Origin of the sequence: Flavobacterium sp. PS2 (genome assembly GCF_046250155.1) — a bacterium.
Classification (GTDB): Bacteria; Bacteroidota; Bacteroidia; order Flavobacteriales; family Flavobacteriaceae; genus Flavobacterium.
Genome location: NZ_CP176426.1, coordinates 1328929 through 1351448, shown reverse-complemented (window position 1 = coordinate 1351448; position 22520 = coordinate 1328929). Strand labels below are relative to the sequence as shown.

Below are 22520 nucleotides of genomic sequence, written 5' to 3'. Positions count from 1 at the left end.
AATTCGCAACAAAAAATAGATAACACAATGAATACTGAACAAAGAATATCTTTTATAGCAGATAAAATAAAAAAATATGATTATGAACCCTTGTATCAAATAAAAGTTAAAACACAAAATTGCTATCAGATACTAGTAAATGATTTTCCTGTATATACTTATTTTGATAAAATGAGCGGAAAAATAGGCTTTAATATTAATTCCGCTATTCTAAAAAGTGGTATTCAAACTTTAAAAATAAAAATATATCCCACTTACAATTCTCAAAATATTCAAAATGAATATCTAACAAATAAAGATTTCTTTTCTTTGGAAATAGAGCAAACATCTTGGAGTAAAAATGGGAATTTAGAAAAACCCGAAACGATTTTAAAATACGAACTGCCAAAATATAAAACAAATAATAATGATGAACCTAATTACGAACAACCTATCGATTACAGTAAACAAAATCAATTCATTAAAGAATTTACATTTGCAGCGAAAGTACCTTATGAATTAAAAGGATGGTCAGAAAGTGAAGACCTAAGCAAAATAGACAAAGAAGTTTTACTGCAAAATGTATTACAGTATTACCATAAAACGATTGATGCTTTTAGAGATAAGGATTTTGATTATTTTAATACTCTTTATCTTAAGGCTGATACAGAATGGTATCAATCACAATATTTTTCTGAAAGTGTTAGAACTAAATATCAAAAAGCATTATATCAAAACAGCTTTAATAGTTTAGAGATGCTTCCATTGAAAAATTATAAATTATCTTATTACTGCAATAATACAGTAATAGCTTTAGAAAGTTTATCAGGACACAATAAAGGAAATTCAATGTTTTCATATCAGTTTGTAAATAATTCTGGAGCAAAAGTTGTTGAATGGAATAATTTATTTTTACACATTCCCAAAGGCTCAAAAGAACTAGAAATTATACGTTAAATGAAAATTATAAATAAGTTATGTTTTTTCTTTCTTTTTTTTCTTGTGAGTTGCAACTCACAAGAAAAAAAAGAAAACACGATGAATACTGACGAAAGAATATCACATATAACAAGCAAAATAAAAAAATATGATTATGAACCTTTATATCAAATAGAAATTGAAACTTTAAACAATTTTGAAATTTTAATTAATGGATTTCCTGTTTATACACACAATCATTTTTTACCAGGTACAATAAGATTTAATATTAATGCAGCCTTATTAAAAAGTGGGTCTCAAAATTTAGAAATTAAGATACATCCTGGTTACAATTCACAAAATATTCAGAATGCTTACTTAACAAACAATGATTCATTTTTTCTGAAAATGGAACAGACCGCTTGGAAAAATGGAAGTTTGGAAGAACCTAAAATTATTATAAATTATGAACTCCCTAAATATAAAATCGATAATCATGGAGAACCTGATTATGAAAAACCGATTGATTATAGCAAACAAAACCAAGTAATTAAAGATTTCAGTTTTATAGCCAAAATTCCTTACGAGCTAAAAGGATGGTCTGAAAGTGAAGATCTCAGCAAAATGGACAAAGAGGTTTTAATGGATAAAGTTTCTAATTTTTATTATAGAGCCATTGATGCTTTTAAAGTAAAAAACTATGATTATTTAAATACGCTTTATTTAAATGCAGATACTGAATGGTATCAATCAGAATATTTTTCAAAAGAGATTATTAAAAAATATCAATCCAAAGAAGGTCGTAAAGGTAAATCAATATCTACAACAAAAGCTAATACAACATTGTACGAACAGAAGATGTTTTCTTTAAAAGATGCTAAAATAGAATTTGATTGTGATAATAAAATCGTAAGACTCGTTCAATCATTAGGACCTGATAAAGGAAACTCTGCTTTTGGGTATGAAGACGTTGATCAAAATGGAATGAAACGTCAAATTTTCATAGATCTCTTTTTGCACATACCTAAAGGTTCTAAGGAACTAGAAATTATACGTTAAATGAAAATTATAAATAAGTTATGTTTTTTCTTTCTTTTTTTTCTTGTGAGTTGTAACTCACAAGAAAAAAAGAATACCATGAAAGAAAATTCTTTATTAGCACATATAAAAAAGTATGATTATGAGCCCATTTATCAGTTACAAGTTGAAACTTTATATAATTATGACATTTGGGCTAATGATGTTTTGATTCTAACAAAACACAACAATGTTATGAATGTTTTTGGAACTTTTGATAATTCATTCATACTTAAAAGTGGTTCACAAAAACTAAAAGTAAAAATTTATCCTCATATTCCTTTTGGCGAAGGGCAAGTTACTCCAAATGAATATTTAATGAATGGAATCAAATTTAAATTAAAAGTAGAACAAACAGCCTGGGAAAATGGAAGTTTGGAAGAGCCTAAACTTATTATGAATTATGAACTACCACAATATCAACGTGATGTGAATAATGAGGAAGATTACAGTAAACCTATCGATTATAGTAAATTAAAAGAATTTACGACAGAATTAGATTTTATAGCTAAGGTGCCTTATAGTATATATAGTTGGGAAGATAGCGAAGATTTAACAAAAACAGATACCCTAGATCTAAAAAAGAAAGTATTAGCTTTTTATAATGAATTTAGAAGCAGTATTGAAGACGGAAACAGTGATTTTTACCTCAATAGTATCACAAAAGCTGAATTTAATTATTTTCAAAGTAATTACTTCACAATTGAAAGTGCAAAATCAAAAAGTAATAAATGGATTGATTTCGTTGCGAAAGGAAAAACTTTTGAACCTATAGATAGCGGTAAGCTTGAATTTTACGGTAATGGCAAAATTGTAAGTATTAGAGGAGTTAAATCATGGGATAAAAATGAAGGAATTTTAAGATATCGTTATAAAAAAGGGGCTTTTAATTACGTACTAGTTTTTGACATTTTTTTACATAGACCTAAAGGCGCAAAAGATTTTGAAATAATTCGATATAGTATGATCGATAAAAACTTCTTAAAGGGAGAAGCAAAATGATAAATCTAAGATGGATATCTCTGTGTTTTCTATTTTTTGTTATGAATTGTAATTCACAACAAAAAATAGATAAAACAATGAATACAGAACAAAGAATATCTTTTATAGCAGATAAAATAAAATACTTTGATTATCAGCCAATATATAGGATAAAAATAGAAACAACGCTTAATTACGAAGTAACAATTAATGATTTGCCTGTTGCGAAGAAATTCAACAATGGTGCTGGAACTATATGGCTTCCTATTAATTATGCCCTTCTTAAAAGTGGTACACAACAATTACAAATAAAAATATATCCTTCTTATAAAGACAAATATACACCAAACCTTTTTTTTAGTAGTAATCCAAAACTCAGCTTTGAAATTGAAAAAACGGCATGGGATAAAAATGGTAATTTAGAAGAACCTAAAATAGTTATGAACTACGAACTTCCTAAGTATAAAATAGATAATAATGGGAGTTTTGATCATAGCAAACCTATTGATTACAGCCAGCAAAATATATTAGTTAAAGATTTTAGCTTTATAGCAAACATACCGTATGAACTTAAAGGTTGGTCAGAAAGTGAAGATCTCAGCAAAATGAATCAAGAAGCTTTACATGAAAAAGTATTAAAATTCTGTGAGACTTTGGTTTACAAATATAAAGAAGAAGATTTTGACTATGTCAAAACGCAATATTTAAATGCCGATATTGAATGGTATCAATCGGAGTATTTAAAACCAGATGTTATAAAAAAATATCAAAATGCCATGAATATGAATAAAGATAAATTTACAAATAATTTTATCCCCCTAAATAAATACAAAATGGCACTTTACGGTAATAATAAAATAATTAGTATTGAAAGAAATGATGTCGAGAATAAGGGGAAATCGTTCTTTTTGCACGAAAAAATAGATAAAGAAGGAAACAAAAAGATAGTCTCATTAGATTTATATCTCCACATTCCCAAAGGCTCAAAAGAATTAGAAATTATACGTTAGATGAAAATTAGAAATAAGTTATGTTTTTTTTCTTGTGAGTTGTAGCTCTCAAGAAAAAAAAGAAAATGACTACTGAAGAAAGATTATCATATATCAAGTAACATAAAAAAATATGATTATGAACCTTTGATTAAATAAAAGTTAAATCCCCTGCTGGCGTGAGCATCCCGTTCGTGAACGCAACGAGATGTTGACAAAGAGGGGGAAAATAAAAAAAGCTTCAGAGAAATCTGAAGCTTTTATCTTAGTAGCGTGAGCAGGACTCGAACCTTTGTCCGCGGCGGCGGATATGAGCCTGATAGCTTAGATTTTGTAATAAAAAAAAGCTCCAGATTTCTCTGAAGCTTTTTGTCTTAGTAGCGGGAACAGGACTCGAACCTGTGTCCGCCGCGGCGGATATGAGCCTGATAGTTTAGATTTTGTAATAAAAAAAAGCTCCAGATTTCTCTGAAGCTTTTTGTCTTAGTAGCGGGAACAGGACTCGAACCTGTGACCTTCGGGTTATGAGCCCGACGAGCTGCCTACTGCTCTATCCCGCGTTGTTTCGGGTGCAAAGGTATAACCAATTATTGGATATTTCAACAAAAACTTTAAAAAATGTTTTATTTTCTGTATTGACTTGATATGACTACCTTTGCAGAATAAATAGTACACAAATGTCACATAAAGCAGGTTTCGTAAACATTATCGGAAATCCAAACGTTGGAAAATCAACACTAATGAATGCCTTCGTTGGAGAACGATTGTCTATAATAACATCTAAAGCACAAACTACACGTCATAGAATCCTAGGAATCGTAAATGGAGAGGATTTTCAGTTGATCTTATCTGATACTCCAGGAATTATCAAACCAGCATACGAAATGCAGGAATCGATGATGAACTTTGTAAAATCGGCTTTTGAAGATGCTGATATCCTGGTTTATATGGTAGAGATAGGGGAGCAGGAGCTAAAAGACGAAGCTTTCTTTAATAAAATCATACATGCCAAAATCCCAGTTCTATTGTTATTGAATAAAATCGATAATTCGAATCAGGAACAATTAGAGGAGCAAGTAGCATTCTGGACCGCTAAAGTTCCTAATGCTGAGATTTTCCCAATTTCGGCTTTGCAAAACTTTAATGTGCCTGAGGTTTTTGGTAGAATCATCGAATTATTACCTGAATCGCCAGCGTATTACCCAAAAGATCAATTGACAGATAAACCGGAACGTTTCTTTGTAAACGAAACTATCCGTGAGAAAATCTTATTGAATTATAGTAAAGAAATCCCATACGCAGTAGAAATTGTAACCGAAGAATTTTTTGAAGATGAGAATATCATCCGTATTCGTTCTTTGATTATGGTGGAACGCGATACGCAAAAAGGAATTATCATTGGGCATAAAGGTGCTGCTTTGAAAAAAGTGGGAATGGAAGCTCGTGCTGATTTAGAGAAATTCTTCGGGAAACAAATTCATATTGAGCTTTATGTAAAAGTGAATAAAAACTGGAGAAGTAATGCTAATATGCTAAAACGTTTTGGGTATAACCAATAAATGTTTGATTTGGTTAATCGTTTAACTGTTTAATCGGGAATCGTTTTAAACGTATAATCTAAAGTTGATGATAAAATCGGATATTAATCCTATGCCAGAATACTTTGATAGGTATATTAATCTTGTTGAGGATATAGGACTAGAGGAAGCTTTTGAGAAAAGTATAGAACAATTACAATTGTTGGATATTTCGACTTTTATAGCATTAAAAGGAAAAACATATCAGGAAGGTAAATGGACAGTTAATGAAATTATCCAGCATATTACTGATATCGAAAGATTATTATGTTCAGGTTCTTTGAGATTTGCCAGAGATGAAAAGGATTTTGTTATAAGTTTTGATGAAGATGAAATGGCAAGAAAATCTAAAGCAAATTCTAAATCGATAACTGAAATCATTGATGAGTTAATTGCAGTAAGACGAGCGACAGCGGCATTATTTAAGAGTTTTGATGCAGAGGATTTGTTAAAAACAGGAATTAACTGGAAGCATAGAATGTCTGTACTAGCAATGGGATTTAATATAATTGGTCATCAAATTCATCATTTGGATTTTATTGAAGAAAAATATTTACCACTGATTGGTTAATTGTTTAATCGAAAGTCTAGCCCTGATAGTAGTGAAAATCCTTTTGTGACGCTCCTTTAGCGGAACAAAAGATTACTTCACTTTATGTATATTTAAAAGCGGAGTTCAGTGAACTTCGTTTGAAGCGGATAGCAGGAAAGAGCTCCTGAAAAAAGTAGTCAGTTTTTAGTTTAGAGTCACAGTTTTAGCAGTTTTTTTACTGAATATTTAAAACTGATAACTGCAAACTAAAAAAGACTACCTTTGCAAAAAATTAAAATAAAGCATTTTGGATTACAAGTGATTAGGTTTTTGGGTAACTAAAAATCTAAAATTTGAAATTCAAGATCTAAAATTCAAAAAAATGAATAACATTGTTGCGATAGTAGGAAGACCTAATGTAGGGAAATCAACCCTTTTTAATAGGCTGATACAAAGAAGAGAAGCTATTGTAGATTCAGTATCTGGGGTTACCCGTGATAGAAACTATGGTAAAAGCGAGTGGAACGGAAAAGAATTTTCGGTTATTGATACCGGCGGATACGTTCGCGGATCTGATGACGTATTTGAAGGAGAAATCCGCAAACAAGTAGAATTGGCTATTGATGAGGCTGATGTTATTATTTTTGTGGTAGATGTAGAAGAGGGGATTACACCAATGGATGACATTGTTGCTCGTTTGTTGCGTAAAGTTACAAAACCGGTTTTACTTGCTGTAAATAAGGTAGATAACGCAATGCGAGAGAAAGATGCGATTGAGTTTTATAATCTAGGTTTAGGTGAATATTATACGTTTGCTAGTATTTCGGGAAGCGGAACAGGAGATTTATTAGATGCTTTAATCGAATCTTTCCCTGTAAAACCAGAACCAGTTCAGGAAGAAGTGGTTTTACCACGTTTTGCTGTTGTAGGACGTCCGAATGCTGGAAAATCTAGTTTTATCAATGCACTTATTGGTAAAGAACGTTTTATGGTAACAGATATTGCGGGAACAACTCGTGATGCAATTGATACTAAATTTGACCGTTTTGGTTTTGAATTTAACTTGGTTGATACTGCGGGAATCCGTCGTAAGGCTAAAGTGAAGGAAGATTTAGAGTTTTACTCAGTAATGCGTTCAGTTCGTGCAATTGAGCATGCTGATATTTGTATCTTGGTTATCGATGCAACTCGTGGATTTGAAGGTCAGGATCAAAGTATTTTCTGGTTGGCTGAGAAAAACCGTAAAGGTGTTGTAATCCTTGTGAACAAATGGGATTTGGTTGAAAAAGATACGATGTCGACTCGTGATTACGAAGAGAAGATCAAAAAAGAATTAATGCCTTTTACTGATGTGCCAATTTTGTTCGTTTCGGCTTTAACGAAACAACGTTTATTGAAAGCATTAGAAGCTACGGTTCAGGTTTATGAAAATAGACAACAAAGAATACCTACATCTAAATTTAATGAATTTATGTTGAAGGTGATCGAAGCTTACCCGCCACCAGCGACTAAAGGAAAATATGTGAAAATTAAATATTGTATGCAGTTGCCAACACCTACGCCTCAGTTTGTGTTTTTTGCTAACATGCCACAATATGTTAAGGAACCATATAAAAGATATCTTGAAAATAAGATTAGAGAAAATTGGGACTTTTCAGGAGTACCAATCGATATTTATATCAGAGAGAAATAATAAACAGAAATCCCGAGAAATCGGGATTTTTTTATACAATTAATGTATGTTTACTGCGTTTTCTTTTGTCAGATTATCTTTGTTTGCAAGGCTGGTTTGTAAAGTTTGAAAATAGATGATAAATAGTTAAACCTTTGGCCTTTTTTTTGGTCTTATAGTATTAAAAAATCTTTTCATGTTTAGATTATACTCTTTCGTTTTGTTTTTTATTTTAGGTTATACAGCTAGTGCTCAAAATGACATTGTTATAAAGGGAACTGTCATCGATATTAATACGCAATTACCTCTGGAACTGGCTACAGTTTATTTTACCACAGTTAAAGATTCGACTATAATTGAATATGCAACGACGGATAAGAATGGTTTTTTTAGCATAAACACCAAGAAATACGATAAACCTGTTTTTATGAAGATAAATTACATGGGATATCAGCCGTATTATGAGGAGGAAAAAGGATTACTGGCAAGTAAGGATTATGGAAAGTTGTATTTACTCGAGAATGTAAATGCTTTAGATAATGTGGTTATAAAAAGTGAAGCTGCGCCAATTACAATGAAAAAAGATACGCTAGAGTTTAATGCAGCTTCGTATAAAGTGCGCCCAGACTCGAATGTAGAAGCTTTATTGAAGCAATTGCCAGGCGTAGATGTAGATAATGATGGTAAGGTGACTGTAAACGGAAAACAAGTAACTCAGTTTTTGGTAAATGGGAAAGCTTTTTTTGATAAAGATGGGGCGATTGCTTTGAAAAATTTGCCTGCTGATATTATAAAAAAGGTTCAGGTTTCTGATTTTAAAACCAAAAAAGAAGAATTATCTAAACAAGAATCGACTTCGGATTATTCGAGTATAAACTTAACTATAGACGAAAAGAAAAATAAAGGTTTCTTTGGGAAGATTCTTGGCGGTTATGGCTCTGACGATAGATATGAGAGTAGCCTTATCATGAATTTTTTTAATAATAAACAAAAGATTAGTGTTTTAGCTTCTTCTAATAATATTAATTCTACGGGATTCTCTATGGATGATGTGTTTGATAATATGGGAGGAGGAAGAAATAGTAAAGGATTAAGTAATAATTCTTCTGGTGGTGGCAAAGGAATCACACAATCGAACCTGCTGGGCTTTAATTACTCTGATGAATGGTCTAAAGATTTGGAAGCTACGGCGAGTTATGATTTCTTGAATACGGTTAACAAAAACGCAAGTAAGTCTGATCAAACTAGTTTTTTGCCTACAGGAAATATTATAACCAGTTCAGACTCGAACACAAGAAATGAAAATACAGGAAACAACGTAAATCTTGAGTTAGAGTATAAAATTAACCCAACTACTCAAATTTTTGTTTCGCCAAAACTTAGCCAGTCTCGTTCTAATAACAATTCAGATTCATTTAGTTTTTCTGAAGATGGGAACGGGGAATCTTTAAACGAAAGTAATTCGAAATCCTATTCAGAAAGTACCAATACTAACTTTAGTAATGTTATCAACTTCAATAAAAATTTTGAGAGAAAGCATCGTAACCTAAGTTTGGTATTTATTAATAATAATACAAGTAATGATTCGGACGCGTTAAATCTTTCGGAAACTATTTTTTATCAAGACAGTAAGCCTAACGATCAGAGAAATCAAAACACTAAAAAGAATACTGTTAGTGATACTTACTCGTTAGATCTGGAATATACAGAGCCTATAACTGATTCCTTAAGGGTAAGATTTGGATCAAATTTTGACTTGGCTAATACGGTAAATGATGAAAAAACATTCAATTTTGATCCAACTACAGAATCGTATTCGGATTTAAATTTATCATTGACGAATTATATAACCTCCAAACAAAATTCTGTTAGCCCTAAAGTTGGTATTACTTGGCAAAAAGATAAGTTTACCATAAACGTGAATTCCAGAACAGCAATTGTTGATTATGATAATCACTCTTTATACCTAAATAAAGAAACTGATTTGAATAAAAAATATGCTTTGCCTTATGGTGATTTCCAGATTAGATACAAGTTTAGTAAGTCAAAAAACATATCGTTTAAGTATGATTATTCTAATGCGCTTCCTACTTCGACTCAGTTATTACCGGTATTAAATTTGAGTAATCCATTGAATACTATAATAGGAAATCCAGATTTAAATCCTGTTGAAAAAAATAGTGCTAATTTTAATTTTAGGAATTTTGATTTCCGAACACGATCTGGTTATAGTTTGTTTGTAAGGGGAGATTATTATAAAAACGATGTTGTTTCGACCTCAATTTATGATGATAGCGGAAAAAGAACGACTACTTACACTAATATTTCGGGAACTTATGCTATTAATGCAGGAGGTAACTGGAACCAGTCTATAAAAAAAGATGCTCATGTTTTAAGATATGGTCTAGGATTAAATGGTTCTTATTCTTTTGATAAAGGATATACAAATGCTGTTTTGTACAATGCTAAATCTACTGCAATTACGCCAAAAGTATATTTATCATACGATTATGGCGAGTTGCTTACTATTGCTCCATCATATAGTTTTTCTTATAACGAAACAACGTATGAGAACTATTCTAGAGATGCGACCTCTAACGTGATTCATAAAATTAATTTGCAGGCAACAACTTATTGGCCTGAAAATTTAGTTTTTGGTAATGATTTTGGATACACTTACAACTCTAATATTTCGAGTGATTTTAAGAAAGATTTCTTTCTTTGGAATACGAGTCTGTCTTATGGAATATTGGATAAGAAAATGTTTGTAAAAGTAAAAGTTTACGATCTTTTAAACCAAAACCAAAGCGCCACAAGAACTATTTCGGCGACATCTATTCGTGATGAAGAAAATACTGTTTTAAGACGATATGTAATGTTTTCTCTATCGTATAAAATTGGAAATTTTGCATCTGATAAAAAAGGATCTAAGAGAAAAGGGTAAAAGGGAGGAAGCAACAAAGGTTCTAAGGTTTTATAGGTTTAAAAGAAACAAAGTTAGAAAAACTTAAAGTTTGAATTGACTCCAGCTTTAGCTGGAGATATTAATGATTAAGAGGAAAAGGGCTTTAGCCAAATCTTTTCGTCTTGCATCTTGCATCTTTTCATCTCACATTCTCAAGTCTTCACGCTCTCATATTTTCCGATTAATTCTGTGATAAAGTGTAAGTCTGATAATATCTCTGTCGTAGAAATCTACTCCGCTGGCTCTTCTTTGAAAGTTTTTTAAGTAGCCAAGTTCTAAGCCAACATTTGGATTGAAATGATAACGTAATGCGAGGTAGATTCTATTTTGGTCGAAAGTATTTCTTTTGATTTCTTTTCCGAAATTGAATAAGACTTCATCAGAAATGGTTCCTTTTAAACTGCGTTTTTCTTTCTCCCAAAGGGTAAATGTAGATTGTAAACGGTACCGAAATCGAAAGGAAAAAGAGTAGCCATCGAGTAATTCTTCTTGGTTGGCTTTGTGAATAAAACGTTCTTCTAGCTGAAAACGATTGTGGAAAGTGATTTTTGCAATGTCGTTTATAAGTGTAATATCTTGTTGTGCTCTGTATTCTGGAATCGAAAAATTGGGATCAATTTCTGTATTCTGGGTATTGACATTAAAATAAGCGAAACCTCCACCAAGATCAATAAGTTTATTTGCTCGATATCTTCCTTGAACTCTTAAAACCCATAGGTTTTCGTGAATAGGATTGGTAAAATTGCGATTATCAATTTCAGAATGTAAGGACCACTTTTGGCTTAACGGCAATATATTGTAATATCTTATCCAGGTAAGAGTCTGCTGGTCGATATTTTTTTTGGTTTGTCCTGCCAATAATTGACTTGTTAGTACGAGAAAAAAAAGTAATCTGCAAGATTTCATTCAGCTGTTATTCAGGCTGCGAATATATACAATTGATGTTGATTATAAATCGGCTTTTGTTTCGATTTTGTGATTTGTAAATAAATGGTACGCGGATTATACGGATTCGCTAGGCGAAAACGCAGATAAAAACTGATTTTTTAAAATTTATAATTTTGGAGAAATCCTTTTAATTCTTTTAATCTGTGGCAAGAAAAATTAACCGCAAAGTTTGCAAAGATTTACGCAAAGTTCGCAAAGTTTTTTAATCGCTTTATCTGTATTATTTATGATAGAAAAAGAGAGCAAGTATAAATAGAAAATCCGTTTTTATCCGCGTCTTTACTTTAGTAAATCTGCGTCATCCGCGTTCCCTTTTTAGACAATTTTGAATAAAAAAAACTGGGACAAGTTATTTAAAACTTATCCCAGTTAATAGATTTTTAATTTATGTTGAATAAAGTTCTGCTATAAAGAATACTTTAAAGTAACTCCATAAGTTCTTTGATCGCCTAATACTCCTGCATATTGTCCTGTGTTTCCTCCAGCAGGCAATAATTGCTCATAGTAATCTTTGTTTAAAAGGTTACGTCCCCAGAAGTGAACAGATAAACCTTCGGCTGCACGGAAACCAAAACGAGCATTAAAAATGGCATAGCCTTGAACTACTAAATATTTTGAAGCTGATGGGCTTGATGAGAATTCAGAACGTGCATAAGAATCTATCGCTACGAAAACTTTACCAGCATTTCCGAAGAATTTTGCTTTATCAGAAAGCTCACCTCCTAATGATCCAGCCCATTTTGATGCACCTGGTAAATCAGTTCCCGAAACATCTTTAAATGCTACTGGAGCCCCTGTTTCTTCTAATGGAAGTGGTGCGTTTGTGAATTTTACATACTTACCATCTGTATAAGTTGCAGCTGCATTTACAGTAAGATGTTGACTGAATACAAAGCTAGCATCTAGTTCTACACCTCTTACACGTACTTTATCTGCATTAGCAAGATATCCACGGTTAACACCCAATTCAGCAGCTTGAACATTTGTTTGGAAATCTTTAATATCTGTATTAAAGAATGCTAAGTTGAATATGGAGTTTTTAAAAGGAGATGTTTTTATTCCTATTTCGTAATGATTTACTTTCTCTGGTTTAATTACCGCAAGATCAAGTAATGGCTGTCCTTTGGCATCTGTTGGAAGACCAGCTACGTTTACACCAACTGGTTTGTAACTTTTTGCATAAGTAGCGTAAGCATTAATTTTATCTGAAGCTTTGTAAGTAACTGTTATATTTCCAGAAAAATCTGTGTTGTCAGTATCTGATGTAAAAGCTTGATCGCTATAAACAGATTTTTTTAAAGCAAGCAATGCTGGATCAGTGGTTTGTAAACCTCCGTATGTTGTACGAGTGTAATCGGCTTCTTTTTTATCAAAGTTATAACGTAAACCTGGTAATATATGTAAACGTTCCGTTACTGCCCAGTCTAATTGTCCAAATACGGCAGCACTAGATGATCTGATTCTTGCATCGGTTTTTATTCCGTATCCTTCAAAAAGACCTGGAGTTTTCCATAATGGGCTAGTGGTGCTTTGTGAAAATCTCCATTGCGCATTACCAGATTCTTCTGTACCATTTGTTTTCGATGTTTGGTCGATAAAAAACACACCAACAACACCACTTATTTTAGATGAAAGTTGTCCTGCATAGCGAACCTCTTGTGTTATTTGTGTTTGTCTGGTTGGGTTTTGCGATTTTGCCAATACTTGTAATCCTGTAAAATCTCTATCATTTGATGGATCCCAATTCCAGAATCTCCATGCAGTGGTCGAGGTAAGCGTACCGCCTCCAATTTTCGTATCAACATTAAGAGATATACCTCCTAAATCTTGTCCTGAACGCCATGGAGTATCTTGATCTATTTTACGATCAAAAGCATTTAAGCTTGGTAATTGATAGTTTAAATCTTTAATAATGGCATCAAATTGGCGATAACCTGCTCTTTGAGTAGGAGCAACACCAGCAACAACCTGAGCATATCCATCAGGACGTTGCGTTGTAATATCTGCTGCTAATATAATATTAGTATTTTCTGATGGAGTATAAAGTAGTTGTCCTCTAATTCCTTGATTGTTTAGTGTATTTGTAGCTCTTCCGGTAACGATGTTATCAACTAGACCATCACGTTGTGTACCAGAAAAAGATAAACGACCTGCTACTTTTTTTCCTAAAGCACCAGTAATCGAAGCTTTGGCTTGTAAGAAAGCAAAATTTCCGTAGCTCACTTCAAAGTCAGCGCCCGAAGTAAAACTTGGTTTACGAGTAGTGATATTAAATGCACCCGAAGTTGTGTTTTTACCAAACAAAGATCCTTGTGGTCCACGTAGCACTTCGATTTGTTCTACATCGATAAAATCTAATGTTGTTGCAGCAGGACGGGCATAATACACACCGTCAACATAAAAACCAACACCAGGATCGATTCCGTCATTTGTAAGACCAAAAGGAGAACCTAAACTACGAATGTTGATTCCAGTATTTCTTGGGTTTGATGAATATAGTTGTACCGATGGAACAAGTTCTTTTATACGGTTTACGTTAAATGCTCCTGTTTGTTCTGCTTGTTTACCAGTTATAACTGATATGGCGATAGGCACATCTTGAACTTTTTCTATTCTTCGTCTTGAAGAGACAACTACTTCTATAAGGGCATTTTCTTCGTTAAGAGTAACTTGTAATGGAGTGGTTATTGGTAAAGCTGTAATTTCTATCTCTGCAGTTTTGTAGCCTATATATTGAACTAAGAGTGTTAGTGGGAGTTTTCCTTTAGAGTCAATGCTAAATTTTCCGCTTTGATCTGTAGTTGTATTAGAGGTTGTTCCTTTTATGATAACATTAGCGGCTTCTAAGGGAATATTTTCGCTATTTGTAACAACGCCTTCAATGTTTTGTGCAAATGATATAGAGAAGGTTAAAACGAATAGTATTGTAAGTGTATTTTTTATAGATTGTTTCATTTTATATTAAGTATATGTAATTAGTAGAATTTAAATTAAATTTTTTTTACTAGCACATACACATACATAAAATAGAACTGGTATTGTTTTTTGCAATTAATTTTGAAATGCTACTCTGCAGCCGACTTGTCTTTTTGACAAGGATTCTTTTAAGTGGTTTCATAAGGTTGGTTTTAATTAGTGTGTGTTTATTTTTGGCAAATATATATAAATTCTACATAATTACTAGACTTTAGGATATATTTTTTTATTTTTCTACTAATGAGGCTATTGTAATCCCCTGCATCGCTTGTAAAGTTTTGTCTCTAATAAGCATTAAACCATGTCTTAAGTGGCATTCTGACTCCGTTTTACAATCAGAACAAGGCTCATAAAAATTTAATGAAGCACACGGCAAAAGCGCAATTGCTCCATCAAAAAGACGATGAATTTCGGCTAATGTAATATCGTTTTTGGATTTTATAAGATAATAACCACCGTATTTTCCTTGTTTACTACTCACAAAATGCCCTCTTTTTAGATCAAGTAAAATTTGTTCTAAAAACTTTTTAGGAATATTGGCGCCTTCAGCAATTTCTATAGTTTTAGAAATGTGATTTTCGTCTTGCTCCGCTAAATAAAGTAATGCTTTAAGAGCATATTTGGCTTTATGTGATAACATTATTATAAATTATGATTTGCAAATATATTATAAGTTTTTAAACTGTGATAGGTAATTGGGACTGAAAAACGAAAACTACCAGCTTCCGCCAGAACCTCCACCAGAGAATCCTCCTCCGCCAAAGCCTCCACCAAAACCGCCGCCTCCGCCAGATGATCCACCACCAAAACCGCCAAAACCGCCACCGCCACTTCGGCCAAGATTGCTTAAAATGATTACGTCGAGTAGGCTAGGGCCTCCACCGCCACTATTTCCGGAGTTTCCGCCACCACCTTTATTTCTTGACATAAGAAATATGATAACACCTACAATAATAATGAACATTATGAAAGGGAAATTTTGTCCTTCGTCTTGTTTACGGCTTCCTTTATATTTTCCTTTAAAAACGTCAAAAAGAGCATCGGCGCCTTTGTCAAGACCTTTGTAGTAACTTCCTGCTTTAAATTCAGGGATAATAATATTTCGGGTAATTTCACCACCAATACCAGCAGTTAATTTGTCTTCAAGACCATAACCAGGTGATATCCATATTTTTCTTTCGGCTTTAGCCAATAAAATAAGAACTCCGTTATCATTTTTTGCAGTTCCGCCAATTCCCCATTCTTGTCCCCATTTTGGAGTTAATATACCAATGTCTTCACCTTTAAGGCTTTCAATGGTAATTACAACAATTTGAGTAGTAGTAGAATCTGAGTAACGAATTAGTTTTTCTTCTAACTGTGCTTTTTCTGTAGGGCTTAAAACATTTGCATAATCGTAAACAGAAGTCTGAAATTTTGGTTTTTCAGGAATTGTAAATTGAGCAAAACCTATTTGGGTAAAGAACAGACAAACGATTAATTTTAGGAAAATCGAGGTATTTAGTTTGGGTGTAATCATTATCCTTTAGATATTTCGTTTGATAATTCGTTAGTATTGTCAGCAGACCAAGGGAAATATTTTTTTAATTGTTCACCCGCTACCAAGATACCGTCAATAAGTCCTTGTTTAAAATTTTGTTGTTTGAATTGTGCTGCCATTGCTTCTTTGGTTGAGTCCCAAAAATCAGGATGCACAACGTCATTTATTCCTTTGTCTCCGCAAATGACAAACTTATGGTCGTCTACGGCAACATAAACTAAAACACCGTTTTGAAGATGTGTTTCGTCCATTTTTAATTCATGAAAAACTTCCAAAGCCCTATCAAAATGGGCTTTAGAAGTTGATTTTTCTATATGAACTCTAATCTCGCCAGAAGTATTTTTTTCGGCCACACGAATAGCTTCAACAATTGCTTCTTCTTCTTCCTTGGTTAAAAAATCTTCTACTTTTGACATTGAAATTAGTTTTTAGATGAATAATAATGATTTTTAAATTTAGTATTTCTACAATCAAAAATCGTTTATCAATTTTTTTAGAATTTTACTTCTACAGGTTTATCAGCTCCAGCAACAGCCTCAAAATATGGCTTTTCTTTATAATCTAAGAACCATTTGTTAGGAATTGATAATATGTAACCATTGTATTCCTGAACAGCTTCATTAAAACGAGTTCTTGCAGTAAGAATTTGATTTTCTGTACTAGCTAATTCATCTTGTAATTTCAAGAAATTTTCATTTGCTTTTAGAGTTGGGTATTGTTCAACCGAAACTAATAATCTAGATAAAGATGAAGATACACCGCTTTGTGCTTGGTTAAATTGAGCCAATTGTTCTGGAGTAACATTACTTGGGTCTATTGTTACCGCAGTTGCTTTTGCACGAGCCTCGATAACAGCAGTCAATGTAGATTTTTCGAAATCAGCAGCACCTTTTACCGTATTCACTAAGTTTCCGATAAGGTCATTACGACGTTGGTAAGCTGTGTTTACATTTCCCCATTCTTTGTTTACTGCCTGGTTATATTTTAAACCAGTATTTTTAATTCCAATTGACCAAAAAGCTATAATAGCGATTAGTGCAACAATAATTCCTACAGGGATTAACCATTTTTTCATATTTGCTTTAATTTAAGTTTATTGATTTGTTTTTACAATTCGTTTTTAATTTCAGTCAATTGTGTTTTTATCGTCTCTAATTTACGTATTATTTCGAATTTATCTAATGTTTTCTTTTGGCCTTCCTTCAGGTGAATTTTGGCACCTTCCAGTGTAAAACCGCGTTCTTTAACTAAGTGGAAAATTAATTGTAAATTTTTTACATCCTCAGGTGTAAACATTCTATTACCCTTAGCGTTTTTTTTGGGTTTAAGAATATCAAATTCTCCATCCCAAAAGCGTATCAAAGAAGCATTCACATGAAATGCTTTGGCGATTTCGCCAATACTATAATATCGTTTATCAGGTTGTAATTCTATATGCATTTTAATCTAATGATTGATTTTCTTGGTTTGCTAATTGCGAAATGGCAACATATTCCACCGCCGAAATATTTCCGTAATAAAAATTAAGAGGGTTTACTACTTTACCATCTTTATGAACTTCGTAATGGCAATGAGGTCCTTCGGATCTTCCGGTGCTACCTACATAACCTATAACGTCACCACGTTTTACTTTTTGACCAGGTCGGCAGTTGTATTTGCTTAAATGGGCATACAAAGTTTCATAACCAAAACCGTGCCTAATTACGACATGATTTCCAAAACCAGAGGCATTACTGTCGGCTCTATCTATTACACCATCACCAGTGGCATAAACAGGAGTTCCTGTTTTGGCCGTAAAATCCATACCCTCATGCATCTTACGTACTTTGGTAAATGGATCTGTTCTATAACCAAAACCAGAAACCATACGTTTTAAATTTTCGTTCTGTACTGGCTGAATGGCAGGAATTGCCGATAATAAATCTTCTTTGGCACTAGCCAGTTTCAAAATTTCGTCTAATGATCTCGATTGTATTGCTAATTGTTTAGAAAGAACATCGATTCTTTTGGTGGTTTTAATTACCAATTGCGAATTATTGTAGCCTTCTAAAGCTTTATATCTTTCGATTCTCGAAAAACCAGCTTTTCGTATTGAATCTGGAATTTCTTTTTTGTTAAAATAAACTCGGTATAAATTATTGTCACGTTCCTCAAGACTCTCAACAACAGCATCAATCTGATCCATTTTTTTATTTAAAATCGAATAATTCAACTTTAAATTCTCAATTTCACGAGTTTGTAAGCGGTCTTTTGGAGTTTCAAAGTAAGGAGTGTTCAATAAAATAACAAAACCTAAAAAACCAAACAACGTCGAAGCAACTAAAAACAAGACAATAAAGCCAAATTTAGTCCTTTTTTTAGTTTTTATTTTTCGGTAGGCCAAATTTTCCGAATCGTAATAATATTTTACTTTCGCCATATTTTAAAATACCCTATTTTTGCACACTGTAAAAATGTTAGTGGAACAAATTTAATAAATGTTTCAGTTGTTCCGCCCTTTTTTCAATAATAAAAAAATAATTAGTCAATTAGATAACGGGATAATTAGATAATTAATTATAAAAAAAATATCACATTTTTAATTGACACATTTTCAAATTGGCACATTTTCAAATTTAAATATGAAATCACAAGACGTACGCAAGCAATTTTTAGACTTTTTTCAGAGTAAAGAGCATTTAATTGTTCCATCTGCTCCAATTGTTCTTAAAGACGACCCAACCCTTATGTTCAATAACTCGGGAATGGCCCAGTTTAAAGAATATTTTTTAGGGAATGGAACGCCAAAAAGTCCTAGAATAGCCGACACGCAAAAATGTCTTCGTGTTTCAGGAAAACACAACGATTTAGAAGATGTAGGTTTTGATACGTATCACCATACGATGTTTGAAATGCTTGGAAACTGGTCTTTTGGAGATTATTTCAAAAAAGAAGCAATTAACTGGGCATGGGAATTATTGACTGAAGTTTATAAAATTCCAAAAGAAAATCTGTATGTTTCTGTTTTTGAAGGAAGCAAAGAAGATAATGTTCCTTTTGATCAGGAAGCTTGGGATATCTGGAAAACTCTTGTTGCTGAAGACCGAATTATTCTTGGAAATAAAAAGGATAATTTTTGGGAAATGGGTGATCAGGGACCTTGTGGGCCATGTTCGGAAATTCATGTTGATTTACGTACAGAGGAAGAAAAAGCATTGAAACCTGGAAGAGAAGAAGTAAATAATGACCATCCGCAAGTGGTAGAAATCTGGAATAATGTATTCATGGAATTCAACCGTAAAGCCGATGGATCTCTTGAGAAACTTCCTGCACAGCACGTTGATACCGGAATGGGATTTGAGCGTTTATGTATGGCATTACAAGGAAAAACCTCTAATTATGATACAGATGTTTTTACACCACTTATTGAAAAAGTAGAACAAATTACAGGTTTTAAATATACTTCTGATGAAGTTAAAAATATAAGTGAAGAACAAAACAAAACTAATATTGCTATTCGTGTAGTAGTAGATCACGTTCGTGCTGTTGCATTTGCAATTGCCGATGGACAATTACCATCTAATACAGGAGCAGGATATGTAATACGCAGAATATTGCGTCGTGCTATTCGTTATGGATTTACATTTTTAGATACCAAAGAGCCTTTTATTTATAAGCTGGTAGATACACTAAGCACACAAATGGGAGTTCCGTTTCCAGAAATTAAATTGCAAAAAGAACTTTGTGCAAATGTAATTCGTGAAGAAGAAAATTCATTCTTACGTACACTGGATCAGGGATTGGTATTACTAGATAATATTATTGCAAATAACACTGATAAAGTTGTTTCGGGTAAAAAAGCATTCGAATTATATGATACGTATGGTTTCCCAATCGATTTAACAGCTTTGATACTTTCTGAGAAAGGATTAAAATTAGACGAAGCAGGTTTCGAATCAGAATTACAAAAACAAAAAGAGCGTTCTCGTGCAGCTTCGAAAGTAAAAGCGGGAGATTGGCAAATTTTGATTGATGATGAAGATGAAGAATTCATAGGATACGACCGTACCGAAGCAATGGTAAAAATTACTCGTTACCGTAAAGTCGAAAGTGCTAAAGATGGAGAAATCTATCAAATCGTATTTAATATGACACCTTTTTATCCAGAAGGTGGAGGACAAGTAGGAGATAAAGGATATTTTGAAGCTAGTAACGGAGATGTAATTTACATAATTGATACTAAGAAAGAGAATAATGTAATTATACATTTTGCTAAAGAAATCCCAAATAATCTAACGGAGACTTTTAAAGCTTTTGTAGATGTAAGTACAAGAAAAAGCTCCGCTTCAAACCACTCTGCTACGCACTTAATGCATCAGGCATTACGTTCTATTTTAGGAACGCACGTAGAGCAAAAAGGATCATTGGTAAGTCCGAAACATTTAAGATTTGACTTTTCTCATTTCTCAAAAGTAACCGATGAAGAATTGCAACAAGTAGAGGATTTTGTAAATGCAAGAATCCAGGAGCAGTTGCCTTTAATAGAAAGAAGAAGTGTACCATTTGAGCAAGCAGTTCAGGAAGGAGCAATGGCTTTGTTTGGTGAAAAATATGGAGATCATGTACGTGCTATTAAATTTGGTGATAGTATGGAATTATGTGGAGGAATTCACGTAAACAATACAGCTGATATTTGGTATTTCAAGATAGTGAGCGAAGGTGCAGTTGCATCAGGAATTCGTCGTATCGAAGCAATAACTTCGGGAGCTGTAAAAGAATATTTTGCAAATCAAGCAGAAAAATTAAAAGAGATTAATGCTGTTTTAAAAAATGCACAAGATCCTATAAAAGCAGTTGTTTCATTGCAAGATGAAAATGCTAAACTTAAAAAACAGTTAGAAGTTTTATTAAAAGATAAAGCCAAAAACATGAAAGGAGATTTGGCTAAGGAATTACAAGAAATTAATGGTGTGCAATTCTTAGCAAAACAAGTCGATTTATCTCCAGAAGGAGCTAAAGATTTGGTTTATGAACTAGGTAATTCTTACACAAATTTATTTGTAGTATTGGCTACAGCCGAAGAAGGAAAACCAATGTTAACGTGTTATATCTCTAAAGAATTAGTTGCTGATAAAAAACTAAACGCTGGACAAGTTGTTCGTGAGTTAGGGAAATATATCCAAGGTGGAGGAGGAGGACAACCTTTCTTCGCGACTGCAGGAGGAAAAAATGCAGATGGAATTCCAGAAGCTTTAGCGAAAGCAATTGATTATGTGAAGTAAAAAGTCGCTTAGAATCTGAGATACTACGTGTCTAAGGATATTATATTAAAAATAAAGACCCAAATAGCAATTTATATTGTTTTATTTGGGTTTTTTATTACAAAAAAATGAATTTTTATTAGGTTTTTAAGAGCTTAGTCTTTTATATTTACACTCTAATTGTTAATCTATAACCTATTAAAAAATGAAAATAAAATTACTTTACTTATTTAGTGCTTTATTAATGCTAGCTTCTTGTTCTAATGACGAAACTAGAGAAGATAATAATGATAATGGCGTTATTGTTATTACTCCGGAGAGTTCTGTTTTGTTACAAAAAACCATAGATAAAGATGAGGATGGTTCGACTAGAACAACTGTTTATATTTATAATGGGAATAAGATAGTTAGTCAATTATATAATAATACCAAAGAAGGTATTTACTATACATATACTGGAGATTTAATTACTAAAATGGAATTTAAACTTGCAGACGGTACTGTAGAACAAGTAAACTCGTATGAGTATGATCCTAAAGGAAAGTTGCTTACTTTTAGAAGAATAGATCCAGTAGAAAATCTTGGTAATAAAGAAGTTTATAGATATGACGCAGATGGTTCGATTTCTGTAACAGAGTATATTGGAGATAGTAAAACTCAAACACAGACTAATGCAACAAGTAAAATCACTTTTCTTAACGGAGAAGTAGCTGAAATTGTAAGTACAAATTCGCCAAATCATAAATATACTTATGATACCAAAAACAACCCTGAAAAGAACATTTTAGGAATGGACAAAATTGCTTTTGTTGATGGAGAGGCTGATGGAACTTTGCACAACACACTTACAGATACATCTGGAGATAAACTTTCGTCTAGTTATAGCTATACTTATAATGTAGGGAATTATCCTGCTACAAGTGTAGAAACTTCTTCTGAGGGAAAAGTTACTACACAGTATTTCTACAATGAATTAAAATAATAGCGTTTAAGATTCATTCTTAAAAAAAAACAGAAAAAGTCAGATACGATAAATATTGCATCTGATTTTTTTATAAAGTAAAATTATTTGTTATCCAGTAGTATTAAGATGAGAAAAACATTCAAGTTAATTTGTCTTAAAGTG

Annotated in this window: 18 protein-coding genes and 1 tRNA gene; 10 read left to right on the top strand and 9 right to left on the bottom strand. The window is 32.5% G+C overall.

The window, feature by feature from the left end; genetic code table 11:
* Nucleotides 1–27: 27 nt before the first annotated feature.
* The 4 genes from ACJ6WR_RS05760 (at nucleotide 28) to ACJ6WR_RS05745 (ending at nucleotide 3965) form a co-directional block, all read left to right on the top strand.
* Nucleotides 28–936 (top strand): hypothetical protein, encoded by a 909-nt coding sequence (locus tag ACJ6WR_RS05760; RefSeq protein ID WP_409417299.1) that lies wholly within the window; start codon nucleotides 28–30, stop codon nucleotides 934–936.
* Between the two features lie 81 nt (nucleotides 937–1017).
* Complete coding sequence (locus ACJ6WR_RS05755; RefSeq protein WP_409417298.1) at nucleotides 1018–1956, top strand: hypothetical protein; 939 nt, start codon at nucleotides 1018–1020, stop codon at nucleotides 1954–1956.
* Nucleotides 1957–2034: 78 nt separating this feature from the next.
* Entirely contained in the window at nucleotides 2035–2976 is a 942-nt protein-coding gene (locus ACJ6WR_RS05750) for a hypothetical protein (RefSeq protein WP_409417297.1), read from the top strand.
* Between the two features lie 77 nt (nucleotides 2977–3053).
* Nucleotides 3054–3965 carry a hypothetical protein gene (locus tag ACJ6WR_RS05745; protein ID WP_409417296.1) on the top strand — a complete coding sequence of 304 codons (912 nt, stop codon included), beginning with the start codon at nucleotides 3054–3056 and terminating at the stop codon, nucleotides 3963–3965.
* A gap of 466 nt (nucleotides 3966–4431) precedes the next feature.
* On the opposite strand, the gene ACJ6WR_RS05740 is transcribed toward ACJ6WR_RS05745, so the two are convergent.
* Nucleotides 4432–4504, bottom strand: a tRNA-Met gene (locus ACJ6WR_RS05740).
* Between the two features lie 117 nt (nucleotides 4505–4621).
* Between ACJ6WR_RS05740 and era the strand changes: the two genes are divergently transcribed.
* The 4 genes from era to ACJ6WR_RS05720 all read left to right on the top strand — a co-directional run bounded on the left by era (nucleotide 4622) and on the right by ACJ6WR_RS05720 (nucleotide 10669).
* Nucleotides 4622–5503 (top strand): GTPase Era, encoded by an 882-nt coding sequence (gene era / locus ACJ6WR_RS05735; protein ID WP_039111452.1) that lies wholly within the window; start codon nucleotides 4622–4624, stop codon nucleotides 5501–5503.
* 67 nt (nucleotides 5504–5570) lie between these two features.
* Nucleotides 5571–6092, top strand: a complete 522-nt coding sequence (locus tag ACJ6WR_RS05730) for a DinB family protein (protein ID WP_409417295.1) — start codon at nucleotides 5571–5573, stop codon at nucleotides 6090–6092.
* Between the two features lie 343 nt (nucleotides 6093–6435).
* The gene (gene der, locus ACJ6WR_RS05725) at nucleotides 6436–7746 is read left to right on the top strand and encodes a ribosome biogenesis GTPase Der (RefSeq protein WP_039111450.1); all 1311 of its coding nucleotides are present in this window, start codon (nucleotides 6436–6438) and stop codon (nucleotides 7744–7746) included.
* A 175-nt stretch (nucleotides 7747–7921) separates the two neighbouring features.
* Complete coding sequence (locus ACJ6WR_RS05720; RefSeq protein ID WP_409417294.1) at nucleotides 7922–10669, top strand: outer membrane beta-barrel protein; 2748 nt, start codon at nucleotides 7922–7924, stop codon at nucleotides 10667–10669.
* 189 nt (nucleotides 10670–10858) lie between these two features.
* Here ACJ6WR_RS05720 and ACJ6WR_RS05715 read toward each other — a convergent pair whose 3' ends face one another.
* The 8 genes from ACJ6WR_RS05715 to ACJ6WR_RS05680 form a co-directional block, all read right to left on the bottom strand.
* On the bottom strand, nucleotides 10859–11596 hold the full coding sequence (locus ACJ6WR_RS05715) for a DUF2490 domain-containing protein (RefSeq protein WP_409417293.1): 738 nt from the start codon (nucleotides 11594–11596) through the stop codon (nucleotides 10859–10861).
* Nucleotides 11597–12043: 447 nt separating this feature from the next.
* Nucleotides 12044–14593 (bottom strand): TonB-dependent receptor, encoded by a 2550-nt coding sequence (locus ACJ6WR_RS05710; RefSeq protein WP_409417292.1) that lies wholly within the window; start codon nucleotides 14591–14593, stop codon nucleotides 12044–12046.
* A 247-nt stretch (nucleotides 14594–14840) separates the two neighbouring features.
* The gene (locus ACJ6WR_RS05705; protein ID WP_035619335.1) at nucleotides 14841–15254 is read right to left on the bottom strand and encodes an RrF2 family transcriptional regulator; all 414 of its coding nucleotides are present in this window, start codon (nucleotides 15252–15254) and stop codon (nucleotides 14841–14843) included.
* Nucleotides 15255–15329: 75 nt separating this feature from the next.
* On the bottom strand, nucleotides 15330–16133 hold the full coding sequence (locus ACJ6WR_RS05700) for a TPM domain-containing protein (protein WP_039111446.1): 804 nt from the start codon (nucleotides 16131–16133) through the stop codon (nucleotides 15330–15332).
* Nucleotides 16133–16570 (bottom strand): TPM domain-containing protein, encoded by a 438-nt coding sequence (locus ACJ6WR_RS05695; RefSeq protein ID WP_039117528.1) that lies wholly within the window; start codon nucleotides 16568–16570, stop codon nucleotides 16133–16135. The genes ACJ6WR_RS05700 and ACJ6WR_RS05695 overlap by 1 nt, the downstream gene beginning before the upstream one ends.
* 77 nt (nucleotides 16571–16647) lie before the next feature.
* The gene (locus tag ACJ6WR_RS05690; protein ID WP_039111444.1) at nucleotides 16648–17229 is read right to left on the bottom strand and encodes a LemA family protein; all 582 of its coding nucleotides are present in this window, start codon (nucleotides 17227–17229) and stop codon (nucleotides 16648–16650) included.
* A 32-nt stretch (nucleotides 17230–17261) separates the two neighbouring features.
* Nucleotides 17262–17594, bottom strand: coding sequence for a MerR family transcriptional regulator (locus ACJ6WR_RS05685; protein ID WP_035619327.1), 333 nt, complete (start codon nucleotides 17592–17594; stop codon nucleotides 17262–17264).
* A gap of 1 nt (nucleotide 17595) precedes the next feature.
* Entirely contained in the window at nucleotides 17596–18573 is a 978-nt protein-coding gene (locus ACJ6WR_RS05680) for a M23 family metallopeptidase (RefSeq protein ID WP_039111443.1), read from the bottom strand.
* 202 nt (nucleotides 18574–18775) lie between these two features.
* Between ACJ6WR_RS05680 and alaS the strand changes: the two genes are divergently transcribed.
* Both alaS and ACJ6WR_RS05670 read left to right on the top strand, forming a co-directional pair.
* The gene (gene alaS / locus ACJ6WR_RS05675) at nucleotides 18776–21415 is read left to right on the top strand and encodes an alanine--tRNA ligase (RefSeq protein ID WP_409417291.1); all 2640 of its coding nucleotides are present in this window, start codon (nucleotides 18776–18778) and stop codon (nucleotides 21413–21415) included.
* Nucleotides 21416–21599: 184 nt separating this feature from the next.
* Entirely contained in the window at nucleotides 21600–22376 is a 777-nt protein-coding gene (locus ACJ6WR_RS05670) for a hypothetical protein (RefSeq protein WP_409417290.1), read from the top strand.
* Nucleotides 22377–22520: the final 144 nt, after the last annotated feature.